This is a genomic window from Amycolatopsis sp. WAC 01376, assembly GCF_003947415.1.
Taxonomy (GTDB): domain Bacteria; phylum Actinomycetota; class Actinomycetes; order Mycobacteriales; family Pseudonocardiaceae; genus Amycolatopsis.
On record NZ_QHKL01000009.1, the window covers coordinates 422239 to 438360 of the forward strand.

Annotated in this window: 13 protein-coding genes; 7 read left to right on the forward strand and 6 right to left on the reverse strand. The window is 67.0% G+C overall.

Features of this window, described 5'->3' with window-relative positions; all coding sequences use genetic code 11:
• The first annotated feature begins 95 nt into the window (after positions 1 to 95).
• On the forward strand, positions 96 to 1565 hold the full coding sequence (locus DMH03_RS37455) for a PucR family transcriptional regulator (RefSeq protein WP_199749173.1): 1470 nt from the start codon (positions 96 to 98) through the stop codon (positions 1563 to 1565).
• Here the strand turns inward: DMH03_RS37455 and DMH03_RS37460 are convergent.
• Positions 1549 to 2283: a cache domain-containing protein gene (locus DMH03_RS37460; protein ID WP_125796702.1), complete on the reverse strand. Its 735-nt coding sequence runs from the start codon at positions 2281 to 2283 to the stop codon at positions 1549 to 1551. The two genes, DMH03_RS37455 and DMH03_RS37460, sit on opposite strands and share 17 nt — an antisense overlap.
• Before the next feature lie 32 nt (positions 2284 to 2315).
• On the reverse strand, positions 2316 to 3059 hold the full coding sequence (locus DMH03_RS37465; protein WP_125796703.1) for a FadR/GntR family transcriptional regulator: 744 nt from the start codon (positions 3057 to 3059) through the stop codon (positions 2316 to 2318).
• A 164-nt stretch (positions 3060 to 3223) separates the two neighbouring features.
• Between DMH03_RS37465 and DMH03_RS37470 the strand changes: the two genes are divergently transcribed.
• The 5 genes from DMH03_RS37470 (at position 3224) to DMH03_RS37490 (ending at position 8769) form a co-directional block, all read left to right on the forward strand.
• Positions 3224 to 4645, forward strand: a complete 1422-nt coding sequence (locus DMH03_RS37470) for a gamma-aminobutyraldehyde dehydrogenase (protein ID WP_125796704.1) — start codon at positions 3224 to 3226, stop codon at positions 4643 to 4645.
• 20 nt (positions 4646 to 4665) lie between these two features.
• Positions 4666 to 5760, forward strand: a complete 1095-nt coding sequence (locus DMH03_RS37475) for an ABC transporter ATP-binding protein (protein ID WP_370311029.1) — start codon at positions 4666 to 4668, stop codon at positions 5758 to 5760.
• Positions 5761 to 5787: 27 nt separating this feature from the next.
• The gene (locus DMH03_RS37480; protein ID WP_125796706.1) at positions 5788 to 6993 is read left to right on the forward strand and encodes an ABC transporter substrate-binding protein; all 1206 of its coding nucleotides are present in this window, start codon (positions 5788 to 5790) and stop codon (positions 6991 to 6993) included.
• Between the two features lie 75 nt (positions 6994 to 7068).
• The gene (locus tag DMH03_RS37485; protein ID WP_125796772.1) at positions 7069 to 7953 is read left to right on the forward strand and encodes an ABC transporter permease; all 885 of its coding nucleotides are present in this window, start codon (positions 7069 to 7071) and stop codon (positions 7951 to 7953) included.
• A 9-nt stretch (positions 7954 to 7962) separates the two neighbouring features.
• Positions 7963 to 8769, forward strand: a complete 807-nt coding sequence (locus DMH03_RS37490; protein WP_125796707.1) for an ABC transporter permease — start codon at positions 7963 to 7965, stop codon at positions 8767 to 8769.
• Positions 8770 to 8823: 54 nt separating this feature from the next.
• Here the strand turns inward: DMH03_RS37490 and DMH03_RS37495 are convergent, their stop codons facing one another.
• Positions 8824 to 11769 (reverse strand): PQQ-dependent sugar dehydrogenase, encoded by a 2946-nt coding sequence (locus DMH03_RS37495; protein WP_125796708.1) that lies wholly within the window; start codon positions 11767 to 11769, stop codon positions 8824 to 8826.
• A 580-nt stretch (positions 11770 to 12349) separates the two neighbouring features.
• On the opposite strand from DMH03_RS37495, the gene DMH03_RS37500 reads away from it, so the two are divergent.
• Positions 12350 to 12577, forward strand: coding sequence for a hypothetical protein (locus DMH03_RS37500; protein WP_125796709.1), 228 nt, complete (start codon positions 12350 to 12352; stop codon positions 12575 to 12577).
• 63 nt (positions 12578 to 12640) lie between these two features.
• On the opposite strand, the gene pip is transcribed toward DMH03_RS37500, so the two are convergent.
• The 3 genes from pip to panB form a co-directional block, all read right to left on the reverse strand.
• Complete coding sequence (gene pip / locus DMH03_RS37505; RefSeq protein WP_125796710.1) at positions 12641 to 13600, reverse strand: prolyl aminopeptidase; 960 nt, start codon at positions 13598 to 13600, stop codon at positions 12641 to 12643.
• Positions 13601 to 13689: 89 nt separating this feature from the next.
• Positions 13690 to 14664 (reverse strand): right-handed parallel beta-helix repeat-containing protein, encoded by a 975-nt coding sequence (locus DMH03_RS37510; protein WP_125796711.1) that lies wholly within the window; start codon positions 14662 to 14664, stop codon positions 13690 to 13692.
• Positions 14665 to 15069: 405 nt separating this feature from the next.
• Positions 15070 to 15945 (reverse strand): 3-methyl-2-oxobutanoate hydroxymethyltransferase, encoded by an 876-nt coding sequence (gene panB / locus DMH03_RS37515; protein WP_125796712.1) that lies wholly within the window; start codon positions 15943 to 15945, stop codon positions 15070 to 15072.
• Positions 15946 to 16122: the final 177 nt, after the last annotated feature.

Here is a 16122-nt window from a genome sequence, read left to right on the forward strand (position 1 = left end):
GGACGCGAGGGACGGGGTCGCCCTCCAGGATGGGAGCCCGCGCGGCCCGCGTCAGCTCGACATCTTGTCTATATCGAGGCGTAGAGTTGGACAACATGGCACTGACCCTCGCCGCACTGGTGGCCGAACGTTCGCTCGGCCTGCGTGTGCGTGCGGCGGAGGCCGGGCTCGACCGGCCGATCGGCTGGGTCCACCCCACCGAACTGACCGATCCGCAGGCCTTCCTCGAAGGCGGCGAACTGCTGCTGACCACCGGCCTCGCGCTCGATGAGACCACGTCGCCCGGCTACGTCCGGCGGCTCGTCGACGCCGGCGTGGCGGGGCTCGGTTTCGGCGTCGGCCTCAGCCACGAAAGCATCCCTCAGTCCCTTGTGGACAGCGCCGAAGAGGTCGGGCTCCCGGTGCTCGAAGTGCCGAGGAAGACGCCGTTCATCGCGATCACGCGCGCGGTCTCCCGCGCGGTCGCCGCCGACGAGTACGCCTCGTTCGTGCGCACCGGCAAGGGGCAGCAGGAGCTGACCAGGACGGCCGTCGGCAAGGGTGGTCCCGGCGGGGTGGTGCGCAAACTGGCGAAACTGGTCGACGGCTGGGTGCTCCTGCTCGACTCTTCGGGCGCGGTCACCGAAGCTTCGCCTTCCGCGCGACCCTTCGCTGACGAACTCCAGGACGACTTCGCGCGGCTGCGTGCGGGCACGCTGGTGACGGTGGCGGGGGAGTACGAGGTCGTGCTGCAGACGCTCGACACCCGTGCCCGGGGCGTGCTCGCCGTCGGCACCCACGAGTCGCTCGATGCCGCGGGGCAGCACATCGTCAACACCGCGGTCTCCTTGCTTTCCCTTGCCCTGGAACAGAATCGCGAGCACGTCGGTGCCTTGCGACGGCTGAGGTCGGGGACGATCGACCTGCTCGCCGCCGGGCACACCGAGCTCGCCACGCGCACGATGAAGTCACTCTGGGGCGGTGTCCCGGAAGCGCCGTGGTCCGTGCTGGCCGTCGCCGGTCCCGCAGGGGCGCGCCGGTCGCTCGCCGACACGCTCGACGCCGAAGTGTCCGGGGAGTCGGTGTTCTTCGGCGAGTCCGGGGCGTTCGTGGTCGCGCTCGGCGACGCGGAAACCGTCACCCGGCTGGTGTCCCGGACCGGCGGACTGCACGCCGGACTGTCCGAACCGGTGTCCATAGTGGACTTCCCGGCCGGGCTCCGGCAGGCGAAGCAGGCGGCGGAAGCGGCGAAGGCCGAGCGCTCCCCGCTGGTCCGGTTCGCCGATCATGCCGGGCGCGGTTTCCTGGAGATGGTGGATTCCCAAGCGGCACAAGCCTTCGCGGACAGCCTGCTGGCGCCGCTGCGGCAGCATGACGAAACCGGCCGGGGCGAACTGGTCGCCTCACTGACCTGCTGGCTGGAACACCACGGTCACTGGGATCTGGCGTCCGCGCGGCTCGGCGTGCACCGGCACACCTTGCGCAACCGCATGCGCAAGGTCGCCGAACTGACCGGCCGCGATCTCGATTCCCCTGGTGTGCGCGCCGAATTCTGGCTCGCGCTGCAGGTCAGCGCTCGGACCTGACCAGGGCGATCGGCGAATCCCCGCAGCGCCGCAGCCGCGTTCCGTTCTCCGTCGTGGCCGGCTCCGCGCCGGCGGACCACCAGGCCGGGACGTCGACGTCGCGCACCAGGGAACCGGTCGCCTGCCGCGCGTTGTTCGACACGATCACCCGGCCTTGGGCGTTGACCAGTGCCGCGCGGCCGCCGAGCGCGCGCAGTTTCGGTTGCAGCAGGCGCTCGACCTCGCGCACGTAGATGTCCGCGCCGACGACCCCCGCGAACTCTCCGCCGCGCTGGACGGGAACCGTGAAGGTCAGCGTGTATTCGTCGGTGCAGAGGTAATCGACGTACGGGCCGTTGATGTGGCGGCGGCCGGTGTCACGCGGGACGGTGAACCACGACTGCCGGGTGTAGTCGAGGAAGTGTTCGCTGTCCGGATCGAGGCTGATGACCAGTTGCGCCGGCTCGGCGTCGCCGGTCTCGGTCCACCATTCGAAGGCGAATTCCTGATCGGTCAGCGCGTTCGGCGCGCTGATGAACCCGGCACCGACGACGAGGCCGCCGAGGACGTCGAAGACCTGCGGCCGGAGGCGGGTCAGGTCTTCGGCGGTGGCATCGGCGGATCCGGCCAGGAGCCCTTCGGCGCCGGCCAGTACCGGCTTCAGTCGGCCGAAGACGTCCTCGACCAGGGTGGATACCTGTTCCACGACCTCGGAACCGGCGGACGGTGTGTCGTTCACGATGCTCACCTCGGATGCGCGGATGCCGCAGCTTAAGGGGCCAGAAGGTCTAAATGCACGTCCGCCAGCCGGTCTATCGCTTCGAGGATGTGCTCCTCGGTGAGCTTCCTGGCCAGCTCGCCGTCTCCCTGCGCGATGGCGGCGGCGATCGCGCGGTGTTCGGCGTAGGCGTTCTCGCGGGTTCCGTGTGGCTCGAGTGGGAGCCACAGCAATCCGCCTCGTTCGCTCTGCAACTGCACTTCTTCTCTGGTCAGCCGCGGCGATTGGGCGGCCGCGGCGACTTCGAGATGGAACTGGCGCTCGGCGCGCGATGCCTCCGCGCCGGTGGCGGTGCGGATGTCCTCGGTCGCCAGTTCGAGCCGCTCGATGTCCTCGGGCGAACTCCGCTCGGCGGCGAGTTTGGCCGCGGCGCCCGCGATGGCGAGATAGTGATCGCCGACGTCACGGAGTTCGGACAGCGAAACCGTGCGAAGGCGCTCTCGCCACGAAGCGGCCGAAGGGTTGGCAGGCGTCTTCACGAAGCTTCCGCCGCCTCGGCCGCGTCGCGTCTCCACGAGCCCCTGCTGCCGCAAGGCCACGAGCGCTTCGCGAACCGTCACAGTGGAGACGCCGAACTGCGAGGCCAGCTCGGCTTCGCTCGGCAGCTGCTCCGAGTCGGCCAGCAGCCCGAGAGTGATGGCGTCGACCAGTCGCGCGGTGACCGCTTCCGCCCGGCCGATCTGGTCGAGCGGCGCGAACATCGCTGATCGCGCGCTGTGCGACATCCCCTTACGCATGGTGGCCCTTCGCCCGTACCGCTACCCGATGGAAGCAATCTTGCCCCATCGTCTTGTCATTTAACATCTGGACTTATATGTTTTAGCTCCCGCGCCGCCCCACAAGGGAGCAAGGGACCTTTGCTATCGCCTCACGCCCCCAGGCCCAGTAGCCAGGAGCTCTCGTGCAGCAGTTGAAGCACTTCATCGGCGGTGAGTACAGCGGATCCGCGTCGGGCAAGGTCGCCGACATCTTCGATCCCGTCACCGGCCGCCCGTATTGCACCGCCGCCGTCGCCGGCCCCGAAGACGTCGACCGCGCGCTCGAGGTCGCGGCCGCCGCCTTCGAAACCTGGCGCGGCACCACGCCCGCGCAGCGCCAGCTCGCGCTGCTGAAGATCGCCGACGCCGTCGAAGCACGCGCGGACGGCCTCGTACTCGTCGAATCGGCGAACACCGGCAAGCCGGTCGCGCTCACCGCGGCCGAGGAACTGCCGATGATCGTCGACCAGTTGCGGTTCTTCGCGGGGGCCGCGCGTGTCCTCGAAGGACGGTCGGCGGGCGAGTACATGGAAGGGCATACCTCTTTCGTCCGCCGAGAGCCGATCGGCGTGTGCGCGCAGGTTACGCCGTGGAACTACCCGCTCCTCATGGCGGTCTGGAAGATCGCCCCCGCGCTCGCCGCGGGCAACACCGTGGTGCTCAAACCGGCCGACACGACACCCGCGTCGACCCTGCTCCTCGCCGAGATCTGCGCCGAATTCCTGCCGCCCGGCGTGCTCAACGTGATCTGCGGCGACCGGGACACCGGGCGCGCGCTCGTCGAGCACGAGATCCCCGCGATGGTGTCCATCACCGGCTCCGTCCGCGCCGGGATCGAAGTTGCCGCTTCGGCCGCGAAGGACGTGAAGCGCGTACACCTCGAGCTCGGCGGTAAAGCGCCCGTAGTGGTCTTCGCCGACGCTGACATCGAAGCGGCCGCAGAGGGCATCGCCGCCGCTGGGTACTTCAACGCGGGTCAGGACTGCACCGCGGCGACACGCGTCCTGGTCGCCGACGAGGTCCACGACGCTTTCGTCGCGGCGCTCACCCGGCAGGCGCGGGCGACGACCACCGGCAAACCCGACGACACTTCGGTCACCTACGGGCCGCTCAACAACGCCGCCCAGCTCGACCGGGTCGCCGGGTTCGTCGACCGGCTGCCCGCGCACGCGACGGTCCACTGTGGAGGTGAGCGGCATGGGGACGAGGGTTACTTCTACGAACCGACGGTGATCTCCGGCGTCCGGCAGGACGACGAGATCAGCCAGACGGAGGTCTTCGGCCCGGTCATCACCGTGCAGCGCTTCGAGACCGAAGCCGAAGCGCTCGCCGCGGCCAACGGCGTCGACTACGCGCTCGCGTCGTCGGTGTGGACCACCGACCACCAGCGGGCGATGCGGCTGGCCGGAAAGCTCGACTTCGGCTGCGTGTGGATCAACACGCATATCCCGCTGGTCGCCGAAATGCCGCACGGCGGCTTCAAGAAGTCCGGCTACGGCAAGGACCTCTCGCTCTACGGCCTCGAGGACTACACCCGCGTCAAGCACGTGATGAGCGCGCTGTGACGACCACCGAAAGGCACGCCATGCCTCATCAAGCGCCAACGACCGCCGCGGGGGAGCAAGGGACCTTTGCTATCACTTCCGCAGGTGGAGGCGACGTTCCGGCCATCCGGCTGCGCGGGCTGCGCAAGGAGTTCGGCCAGGTCCACGCGGTCGACGGCGTCGACCTCGACATCCCGCCCGGCGAGTTCTTCTCGATGCTCGGCCCGTCCGGCTCCGGCAAGACGACCGTGCTCCGCATGATCGCCGGCTTCGAACTGCCGACCGCGGGCAAGATCGAACTGCACGGCCGCGACGTCAGCCGCCTCGCGCCCTTCGACCGCGACGTCAACACCGTCTTCCAGGACTACGCGCTCTTCCCGCACATGACCGTGCAGCAGAACGTCGAGTACGGCCTTCGGGTGAAGCGCGTCCCCCGCGCGGAGCGGCGTCAACGCGCGAAGGAGGCTCTCGACACCGTCCGGCTCGGCGAGTTCGGCGAGCGCAAACCCGACCAGCTCTCCGGCGGCCAGCGTCAGCGCGTCGCGCTCGCCAGGGCACTGGTCAACCGGCCGAAGGTGCTCCTGCTCGACGAACCACTCGGCGCCCTCGACCTGAAACTGCGCCACACCATGCAGACCGAGCTGAAACAGATCCAGCGCGACGTCGGCATCACCTTCATCTTCGTCACCCACGACCAGGACGAGGCGTTGACGATGAGCGACCGCATCGCGGTGTTCAACGCCGGCCGCATCGAACAGGTCGGCTCACCGGTCGAGGTCTACGAGCGGCCCGCGTCGCCGTTCGTCGCCGGCTTCGTCGGCACCTCGAACCTGCTCAGCGGCGGCGGCGCCGAGAACATCATCGGCAAACCCGGTGTGTTCAGCATCCGCCCCGAAAAGATCCGCATCGACGCCGATCTCTCGAAATCCGCGGACGTCGGCGAGACCAGCGCCACCGGCACCGTCACCAACACCGTCTACGCCGGCGCGACCGTGCGCTACGAGGTCACCCTCGACGCCGGCGGCCAGCTCTCCGTGGTCCGGCAGAACACCGCCGAACCCGCGGACTTCGAGGGCGGCCGCGTCCGCCTGAGCTGGCGGCACGAACACAGCTTCCGTGTCCCCGAAGCCGGTTGATTCTCCCCAGCACCGAAAGGTTGTTCAATGAAGAACAGGAAACTCGCGCTCGCCGGCCTGCTCGGCGCCGGCCTGCTCGTGGCCGCCTGCGGAACGTCCGGATCCAGTTCCACCGCGGCCGCGCCCGGCGGGCAGGGCTTCACCCCGCCGAAGCTCGACGCGCTCGCGCAGCTCGGCCAGCCGGAAGGCCAGGTCAACGTGCTGGCCTGGCCCGGCTACGCGGAGAACGGCTCCAACGACCCGGCCGTCGACTGGGTCACCGGCTTCGAGAAGGAGACCGGCTGCAAGGTCAACGTCAAGGCGTTCGGCACCTCCGACGAGGCCGTGAGCCTGATGAAGACCGGACAGTACGACGTCATCTCCGCCTCCGGTGACGCTTCGCTGCGGCTCATCGCGTCCGGAGACGTCGAACCGGTGAACACCGCGCTCGTGCCGAACTACGCCGACGTCTTCGACTTCCTCAAGAACCGCCCGTGGAACAGCGTCAACAACGTCTCCTACGGCGTGCCGCACGGCTGGGGCGCGAACCTGCTCACCTGGCGCACCGACAAGGTGAACCCGGCGCCGACGTCGTGGTCCGTCATGTTCGACGCGAACAGCCCGTACAAGGGCAAGATCACCGCCTACGACTCGCCGATCTACATCGCCGACGCCGCGCTGTACCTGCAGACGCACAAACCCGAACTCGGTATCAAGAACCCGTACGCCTTGGACGACAAGCAGTTCCAGGCCGCCGTCGACCTGCTCAAGCAGCAGCGCCCGATGGTCGCGGAGTACTGGTCGGACTACCTGAAGGAAAGCCAGGCGCTCAAGAGCGGCGACGCCGTCGTCGGCACCGCATGGCAGGTGACGGTGAACCTGACCAAGAGCGAGGGCGCGCCGGTCGAATCCGTGCTGCCGTCCGAAGGCGCGACCGGCTGGTCGGACACCTGGATGGTGTCGGCGAAGTCGCCGCACAAGACCTGCTCCTACAAGTGGCTGAACCACATCGTCAGCCCGAAGGCCAACGCGCAGGTGGCCGAGTACTTCGGTGAATCGCCGTCGAACCCCAAGGCGTGCGCTGAAACCAAGAACAAGGCGCACTGCGAGACCTTCCACGCCGGTGACGCCGCGTACGCAGCGAAGATCGCCTACTGGACGACGCCGATCACGCAGTGCCTCGACGGCCGCACCGACGTCAAGTGCAAGGACTACGGCGAGTGGACCCGCGCCTGGACCGAGATCAAGGGCTGACCTCCCGAACTCCGGGAGTGGTCGGTGGTGCCCCCCAACGCCGGCCGCTCCCGGTCCCACTTCTAGGTGGAGATGATGACGACCACCCTCGATTCGCCGCGGCGGAAGACCTCCGCCTTCCTGTACCGCAAACCCAGGCTGCGACTGGGAATCCTGCTCTCCGCGCCGATGCTGTGGCTCGGCCTCGCCTACCTCGGCGCGCTGGGCGCGTTGTTCGTGACCGCGTTCTGGAGCACCGACGTCTTCACCGGCCAGGTCGTGACCGAGTGGTCGCTGAACAACTTCGTCACCCTCTTCAGTGACGCGGTGTACCGCACGATCACCCTCCGGACGGTCGGGATCGCCGCGCTGGTCACCGTGGTGACCGCGATCATCGCCTTCCCGATGGCGTTCTACATGGCCAAATTCGCCTCGCCGAGGGCGCGACGGCTCCTGGTGATCGCCGTCATGACGCCGCTGTGGGCGAGCTACCTGGTGAAGGCCTACGCGTGGCGGACCATGTTGTCCGGCAACGGTGTCCTGCACTGGCTGCTGAACCCCTTCGGCCTCGACACCCCCGGCTACGGCGTGCTCGCGACCGTGATCACTCTTTCGTACCTGTGGCTGCCGTACATGATCCTGCCGATCTACGCGGGCCTGGAACGGCTGCCGAACTCCCTGGTGGACGCTTCCGGCGATCTCGGCGCCCGGCCGTTCCGGACCTTCCGTTCGGTGGTGCTGCCGGTGACGTTCCCGGCCGTGGTCGCCGGCTCGATCTTCACGTTCTCGTTGTCGCTGGGCGACTACATCGCGGTGAAGATCGTCGGCGGCACGTCGCAGATGCTCGGCAACGTCGTCTACGACAACATCGGCGCGGCCAACAACCTGCCGTTCGCGGCGACCGTCGCGACCGTACCCGTGGTGATCATGCTCGCCTACCTCGCCGCCGTGCGCCGCACGGGCGCGCTGGACAACCTGTAGGAGCGCGCGATGCGGCTTTCCCGGACGACCAAATACCTGCTGCTGTCGGCGCTCGTGCTCGGCCTCGCGGTGATCTACTTCCCACTGCTGGTGGTCCTGCTCAACTCCTTCAACGCGGACACCACCTTCGGCTGGCCGCCGTCGAGCTTCACCCTCGAATGGTGGGGACGGGCCGCGGAGAACCAGGGCGCGCTGAACGCGTTGTGGACGAGTGTCCGAGCCGGACTCGCGGCCACCGCGATCGCCTTGGTGCTAGGCACAATGGCGGCCTTCGCGCTGCAGAAGTACCGCTTCTTCGGCCGCAACCAGGTGTCGCTGCTGATCATCCTGCCGATCGCGCTGCCCGGCATCGTCACCGGTATCGCGCTGAACAACGCCTTCCGCACGATCCTCGGCATCGACCTCGGCCTGTTCACCGCGATCGTCGCGCACGCGACGTTCTGCATCGTGGTGGTGTTCAACAACGTCGTCGCGCGCCTGCGGCGAATGGGCGGCAACCTCGAAGAGGCGTCGATGGACCTCGGCGCCGACGGCCTCACGACGTTCCGCCTGGTGACCTTCCCGATGCTGCGGTCGGCCCTCCTGGCAGGCGGCCTGCTGGCCTTCGCGCTGTCGTTCGACGAAATCATCGTCACGACGTTCACCCTCGGCACCGGACTGGAAACCCTGCCGATCTGGATCCTCAACAACCTGTTCCGGCCCAACCAGGCACCGATCGTCAACGTCGTTGCGGCGGTCCTGATCCTGGCCTCGACAGTCCCGGTCTATCTGGCGCAACGGCTTTCCGGCGACACGACCTCCGGCGGACGGCTGTAGACAGCGAAACGCCGGTGCGGCCTTTGCGGGCCGCACCGGCGTTTTCGAATTCACTCAGTACCGACGGTCCACCACCGCGCCGGTCGCGGCCGTGAAGACGACGTAGCCGTTCTGGAAGTCACTGCGCTTGCCGCCGGGAACGTCGTACTCGCCACTGGTCGGGAAACCGAGATACGAGGTCTCCCAGCCGAGTTGCCGCCAGCGATTGCGGATCGCGCCTCGGACATCGAAAGCACTGCTGGTGCCGAACCGCCAGTAGATCGAGTGTTCCTCGTTCCCCTTGCGGAAATGGTTGTACTTCCCGGTGCCGTTCGGCGTCCAGGTCTCGTCGGTGGTCGGGTAGCCGAGCCCGTTTTCCCAGCCGACGGCGGCCCAGCGTTCACGGATCCAGCCGTGGACCTCATAGGCACCCGTCGACGGCGTCCAGTAGACCGAACCGCCCTGACTGAAATGGTTGTACCTGCCCACCCCGTCCGGGGTACCGGTCTCGTCCGTGGTGGGGTAGCCGAAGTGTCTCTCCCAACCGAGAGCCTTCCACTTCTCCCGGATCGACCCCAAGACGAAATGCGCCCCGGTCTGCGCCGACCAGTAGATCGACGAGTTGACGAAGTGGCTGTACCGGCCGACTCCGTCCGGTGTCGCCGCCAGGTCGGTGGTCGGATGGCCGAGCACACCGGCTTCCGCTCCGGTCTCGAGCCACTTCTCCCGAACTGGCCCGTAGATCGCCGCCGCGCCGGAGGCCGCTGTCCAGTAGATCGTCCCGGCACCGGTCGTCGGTCCGCCTTCGAAGTGGCTGAAGCGGCCGTCACCCACTTTGCCAGGGAACTCGTCCACGCTCGGGGCTCCCAAGAAGGCATGTGCGCCCAGCGCGACGTATTTCTCGTGGATCCGGCCATGGACCGCGGTCACGTGGGTCCGCCAAGTCCAATACAGGCGGCCGTTGGCGTAGGCCTGCCAGTGGCCGGGGCTTTCGATGACTTCCCGTCCCACACGCGCACCCAATGTCGTACGCAACGCGGGCTCTTCCGCATAGCGTTTTTCGATGGGTGACAGGTAGTCCGCGCGGAGCGTGAGATCCCCGGCGGGCATCAGGATCTCCCGGTGTGTATTGGTGCCGAAGCTGTCCGCCCACCGGTGGAACGTGGCGCCGTCGAGAGCGGTGTATGGCGCCGAGAGCTTCAGCGGGGATCCGGCGGTCGCCAAGCGGTTCGCGCTCCGGCCCGGCTCGACGGTGATCTGGGCCGGGTGCGAGCCGACGACCATGAGACGGGCAAGGCGTGGCTGGGCGACATATCGTGCCTTGGCCACGACGTTGCGGCCGTTCGTCACGGTCCCGGTGAGTACGAGGCTGCTGTCGGTCTCCACTGGGAAGTCCAGCTTCAGAGTCGATCCCGTGCCGGTGCGCACCAAGGTGGTCGTACAGCTGTTGTTCGTGGGGCAACGTCGTTGTTCCGCCCTCCAGGCGACGGTGATCGGCCCGTCGACGGGATCGTCCGATTCCGCCGAGATCGCGACCGTGTCCCTCGACGAGTACACCGTGCCCTGAACCGGCGGGAGCAGCGTGATCGTCGGACCCGCCATATCGGGCGTGATCGTCTGGCTCGAACTCGCCACGACGCCGTGGACGTCTTTCACGGTCAGGGTGGCGGTGGTCACGTTCTCGGACCCGTAGGTGTGCTCTGAAGTGCGCCCGCTGCCGGTCGTGCCGTCACCGAAATCCCACTGGTAGGTGAGATGGTCGTAGTCCGGGTCCGTCGACATGCCCGCGTCGAACGAGACCGTTCGAGTCGCGGGATCGATGGTCGCGGTGAAGTTCGCGACCGGGGCCTTGTTGGCGGGACCGTAGCTGAACCGTCGCAGCGCCGAGCTTTCGGCGTCGGCCACCACGATGTCTCCGTTGGGAGCTGTCGTGATCGAGACGGGGCTCCCGAGCGCGGATGCGAAGACGGTGGCTGGGTTCACCGTCTCCGCCGAACTGCCGGAGCTGAACGTCGACAAGGTCCCCGCGCCCTTGTCGGCCACGAAGTGGCTTTCGCGGTAAGTCTCGGGGTAAGACTCCCCGCTGTAGCTGACCGCGCCGCTGCCACCCTGGCCGATCTCGAACTTCGGCGCGGTGTTCATCACGCCGGCGCACTCAGGCAGCTCCTGGTAGCCGGCCGTCTTGGCGGTCCCTTCCCAGCAAGGCCATTTCGAACTCTGACCGGGGAGTGCGATGTTCACCTCGTGCCGTACCGTCCGGCCGGTGTCCGTGACGACCACTCCGCCTCGCGGATCGAGCGCGAGGCGCGGGTCGCGCAGACCGCTGAGATAGTTGCGGCTTCGCCAGGACGCGCGCTCGGTGGAGTCGTAGAACGGGTTGTCCACGACGCCGAGCCCGCTCGGGTCCACCCGCAGAATCTTCCCGGTCGGCTGATTCGGGTCGAGCGCGTGCAGCGCGAACCTGTCGACGGTGTCGTCGGTCGCGTTGTCGCCGACGGCGATCCAGAGGGCGCTGCCGGTCGGATCCACCGCGAGATCCTGGATTCCCCTGCTGTCGGAGTTCGCGGCGAATTCGAGGACCACCGATTCGTCGGTGAGCGCGGTGGGCGCCTCATCCCCTTGCGCGTGCCATTTGCTGACGCGGAGAACACGGTCGCCGGTGCCGGTCGTCAGCGCTCGCGCTGTGTAGATCGTCCGGCTGGTGCGGTAATCCGGGGCCACCGCGATGCTCGTCAAGCCGAGTGAGCCCCCGGAGTAGACGGGGATCGAAGCGACTTCTTGTGGCTGCCCACCATTCGGCGTCCAGTGCACGGAGCCCCGTTTGCCGGTGGTGAGGACGCCGCCGTCCGGCAGATAGGCAGCGTCGGTGAGTTCACCTGCCGGCTGCCCGGACGGCATGTCGGTCAATACGAACCCAGACGGCAGTACTGGCGCAGCCGAGGCGACAGGCGCCGTGACGGCCGTGACGCCGAGAGCGGTCAAGACGGTCGTCGCGGCGGCGATGGATCTTCGAATACGCATCGAACCTGCTTCCTTCAGGCGAAGAGAGCTCCGGTTGGTGTGATCGCGCGCAGGCCGAAGTAGGTGTGTCGCGGCCACAGCATGGTGCTGCGCGACGATCAAGACACCTGGATCCCCCCAAGAACGATGATCAAGGGGAACGCTATTGGTCTGAACCCGGCTTGTCATCGGCCATTTGCATGCCAAAGCCAGCTTCGTCGAAGGAATCCGTCACTTACCCGTAGCGCGGCCAGGGTCCCCGGGTCCGTCACGGCGTGCCCGGCCGCTTCCACGTTCCGCGGTTCGGTGGTGACGGATGCGCGTTCGCATGCGAGCAAGCGGTCGTGGTCCGAGATGTGGCGGGTCTGCGACCTGACCGTCGACAGCGACCTCGCGTCCTAAAGGCTGAGAAAGCCGAGGGTGCGGCTGAAATCCGAGGAAGCGTGTTCGAAGGGGTGAAGGTGAGTCAGCTACCGAGGGAAATGATGTGAGCAGGCGGCATCTCCGCGTAAATCGACTCGGATTCGCCGAGTACGAAGACATGCTTGAGCTCTCCCGTAGCGTGGACATCTCAGGACTGGCAGGGGTTTTGGATTCAATCGTGGAGCTCGTCTTCTCGGAGGAAACCGAATTCGTTGATTCACTGACAGATGGGGCTCAAGCGGATTTTGTTGTCCCTTTGGGAATGTCCGCGAAGATGCTGTCGGGCGGAGAGTATTCGGCGATGGAGTTCATCTCGGCGGCTGGCACTGTGAGATATTGCGCCGAACCGCATATGGCAGAGTTCCCGGACGAACTCGTGCAGATGTTGTCTCGATTGCCTGGATAACGAGGGCGAAGGAAAGGCCCCGCCACGCTGCCCTGGCAGACGACGTCGGCTCAGGCGTCTTGATCAAACCGACCGGAAAGAGTCCGTCGCTTCACGTAACGCCGCCAGCATTCCCGGATCCGTCACCGCGTGCCCCGCCGCCTCCACCAGCTCCAGCTTCGAGTCCGGCCAAGCCCGGTGCAGCTCGTAAGCCGTCGCCGGCGGACACACCGCGTCGTACCGCCCCTGCACGATGACACCCGGGATCCCCGACAGCTTCCCGGCCTCCCGGATCAGCTGCCCATCCTCAAGCCACGCGCCATGGCAGAAGTAGTGCAACGCGAGCCGCGCGAAGGTGACCGCGAAGTCCGGCGACGCGTACTGGTTGTGGAAGGCCGGATCCGGGCGCAGACAGACGATCGCGCCTTCCCACGTGCTCCAGGCGATGGCGGCACGCTCCCGGATCGCCTGATCGGGGTGATAGACGAGTTCGCGGTACGCCGACAGCGGGTCGTCGCGGCGGTCTTCGGGGATCGGCGCGAGGAAGGCTTCCCACTCGCGGGGGAAGAGGTTCGCGGCGCCGCCGTTGTAAATCCAGTCGAGTTCGCTGCCGCGGACGGTGAAAACGCCGCGCAGGATGATCTCGCTGACGCGGCTCGGGTGGGTTTCGGCGTAGGCGAGGGCGAGGGTCGCGCCCCACGAGCCGCCGAAGAGCTGCCACTGGTCGAGATTCAGCCGTTCGCGCAGTTTTTCCATGTCCGAGACGAGGTGCCAGAGGGTGTTGACCGACAGGTCGACGTCCGGCTTGCCGATATGCGGCGTGCTGCGGCCGGCACCGCGCTGGTCGAACAGGATGATCCGGTAGGCCTCGGGGTCGAAATGCCGCCGGGCCATGGAGGAGATGCCGCTACCAGGGCCTCCGTGCAGGACGACCACGGGTTTGCCGTCCGGGTTCCCGGCTTCTTGGCAGTAGATCCGGTGCCCGTCGCCGACGTCGAGCATGCCCTCGGCGCGCACATGGATCGGCGGGTACAGGTCATCCATAAGGACACTCTGCCTGAATCGGCGAGTGTCCGAAGGGTGGGGGCCCGCCCCCGCCGCCGGGCTGAGCGGGCCCCCGGTCTTCGGTCGCGTCAGCAGCCCGCCGTGGCGGCCACGTTCGCGAATCCCTTCCCGGCTCCGGTCACCTTGTTGCTCGCGCAGACCTTGTTCCCCGTCGCGGCCTTCACGAGATAGAAGCCGTACGCGTAGGAGGACTGCACGTCCGCGGTATTGCCGGAGAAGGTGTTGCCGCGGCCCCAGCCGTCCAGCTGGACATGGACCTCGAAGCCGCCGTAGGTCGCGTCGTGCACGAAGACCTTGCTGCCCCTGTTGTCCGCGACCACGTAGTTGTTGCCCTTCATGTCCACCCAGCTGTCGGCGAAGTGCTCGCCGCTCTGCCCGGTCCCGTCGAAGACGTTGCCGCGCAGTTCGCCGCCGGTGGTGCCTTCCTTGATGTCGATCGACTCGGCCCGCACGTTCGGGCCGATCTTGTTGTTCAGCGCCTTGTTGCGGTCGCTCCGGTCGGGCGTCCCGCCCGGCCAGTTGCCCTTCGCGGAACCGAAGTAGATGCCTTCGCCGTAGCCCGCGTACTCGCGGCCGGTGTCGGTCACCTCGGAGTTCTTCACGACGTTGTCGGTGCTCGTGTACTGGAAATGGATGCCTTCGTGGCCGACGCCGGTGACCTTGATGCCGTCGACGACGGTGTTCTTGACGCCCGTCGCCATCAGGCCCTTCTGGCCACCGGTGAGGGTGAAGCCGGTCAGGTTCCAGTAGCTGCCGGTGAGTTCGAGCGTGCGTCCCGCCGAGGCCTTGATGACCGCGCTTCGCGGCCCCTTCAGCGTGATGCGGCTGCTGGAAGTCCCGCTCTTCGCCGCCTTGAAATTGCCCGCGAAGGTCGTGTCGGCCGCGAGTTCGATGACGGTGCCCGGAGTGACCGAAGCAAGCGCCGCCGTCAGCTGCTCCGAAGTCCCTACGCGGACCGTCGCGGCCTGTGCGGGGTACGCCGCCAGCGTCGACAGCAAGGCGGCACCGGTCGCAATGGCCAGAACCCGCTCACGAACACGCATCCGTGGTCCTCCTCGTCGAGGGATCGAAGCTCGGTCGTGGCGGCGACGGGCTAGACGTTAAGCCTCTTTACGAATGTGCGTCAAGGACATGATTGAAGTTCATATACGTGAACGACTAAAGGAGGGTCGTCGTGCACGGCCCACCCCAAAAGAGAGCAAGGGACCTTTGCTATCGCGCCCGCTTAGCGGGCGGGGTGTGTGGATATAGGGACGTTGAGTGTCCCTATATCCACACATCCTGTACTCCGCGTAACGGTGCTGACGGACTGTGTGGATTTTGGTGCGTTAGATGACTCAAAATCCACACAGTCGCCGCCGAGGAGAGCAAGGGACCTTTGCTATCGCCCTCCTCGACGGGAGTGATAGCAAAGGTCCCTTGCTCTCTTTTTGCAGGTCAGAGGCAGGTCAGTCGTGGAACGAGTGCTCCGGAGCGGGGAACTCGCCTCGCCGGACGTCCTCCGCGAACGCGGACGCGGCCCCGGCCAGCACGCCGGCGAGGTCCGCGTACTTCTTCACGAAGCGAGGGGTCTTGCCGCGCCGAAGCCCGGCCATGTCCTGCCAGACGAGCACCTGCGCGTCGCAGTCTGGCCCGGCGCCGATGCCGACGGTCGGGATCTTCAGTTCGTGCGTGATCCGCTTCGCCGCTTCGGCGGGCACCATCTCCATGACGACCGCGAAGGCCCCGGCCTCCTCCAGTGCCAGCGCGTCGGCGAGCAGCGCTTCGGCTGCTTCGCCGCGTCCCTGGACCCGGTAGCCGCCCAGATTGTGTTCACTCTGCGGGGTGAATCCGATATGTCCCATGACGGGGACACCGGCCGACGTCAGTGCCTCGACGTGCGGAGCGAATTTCCGCCCGCCTTCGAGTTTCACCGCGTGCGCGCGGCCTTCCTTCATGAACCGCACCGACGTCTCCAGCGCCTGCTGCGGCGAAAGCTGGTACGAGCCGAACGGCAGATCGGCGACGACCAGCGCCCGCTTCACCGACCGGGTCACCGCGCGGACCAGCGGAAGCAGTTCCTCCACGGTCACCGGAAGCGAAGTGTCGTAACCGAAGACGTTGTTCGCCGCGGAATCCCCGACCAACAACACGGGAATGCCCACTTCGTCGAACAGCGCAGCGGTGTACATGTCGTAGGCGGTGAGCATCGGCCAGGTTTCGCCGCGCTCCTTCATGTCGCGAAGGTGATGTACGCGGACTTTCTTCCCAGATGCGGGCTGGGGCGCCGCGCCGGTCCCGTACGGGGCGGCGAGCTCGCCGGAATCCTTTTCGGTGGCAGACATCCTTGTCGACCGTCCTTCCCTCGAGGCCTCGAAGAGGTCCCCGGGTCGTGGAGCTGAACAGGCCAAGCGTGACATGCGGATATGACCGTCCCAAGGCCCTGCGACCAGCTTCACACCACGGCGTCACGCCTGCGGATGAGGAAATTCAGACCAGAGGATGATGATCGTTGACAACCA

Excerpts from the sequence above, each read along its gene's own strand:
- DMH03_RS37455 (WP_199749173.1), top strand. The coding sequence starts at position 96 with ATGGCACTGACCCTCGCCGCACTGGTGGCCGAACGTTCGCTCGGCCTG.
- DMH03_RS37465 (WP_125796703.1), bottom strand. The coding sequence starts at position 3,059 with ATGCGTAAGGGGATGTCGCACAGCGCGCGATCAGCGATGTTCGCGCCG.
- DMH03_RS37475 (WP_370311029.1), top strand. The coding sequence starts at position 4,666 with ATGCCTCATCAAGCGCCAACGACCGCCGCGGGGGAGCAAGGGACCTTT.
- DMH03_RS37480 (WP_125796706.1), top strand. The coding sequence starts at position 5,788 with ATGAAGAACAGGAAACTCGCGCTCGCCGGCCTGCTCGGCGCCGGCCTG.
- DMH03_RS37485 (WP_125796772.1), top strand. The coding sequence starts at position 7,069 with ATGACGACCACCCTCGATTCGCCGCGGCGGAAGACCTCCGCCTTCCTG.
- DMH03_RS37490 (WP_125796707.1), top strand. The coding sequence starts at position 7,963 with ATGCGGCTTTCCCGGACGACCAAATACCTGCTGCTGTCGGCGCTCGTG.
- DMH03_RS37495 (WP_125796708.1), bottom strand. The coding sequence starts at position 11,769 with ATGCGTATTCGAAGATCCATCGCCGCCGCGACGACCGTCTTGACCGCT.
- pip (WP_125796710.1), bottom strand. The coding sequence starts at position 13,600 with ATGGATGACCTGTACCCGCCGATCCATGTGCGCGCCGAGGGCATGCTC.
- DMH03_RS37510 (WP_125796711.1), bottom strand. The coding sequence starts at position 14,664 with ATGCGTGTTCGTGAGCGGGTTCTGGCCATTGCGACCGGTGCCGCCTTG.
- panB (WP_125796712.1), bottom strand. The coding sequence starts at position 15,945 with ATGTCTGCCACCGAAAAGGATTCCGGCGAGCTCGCCGCCCCGTACGGG.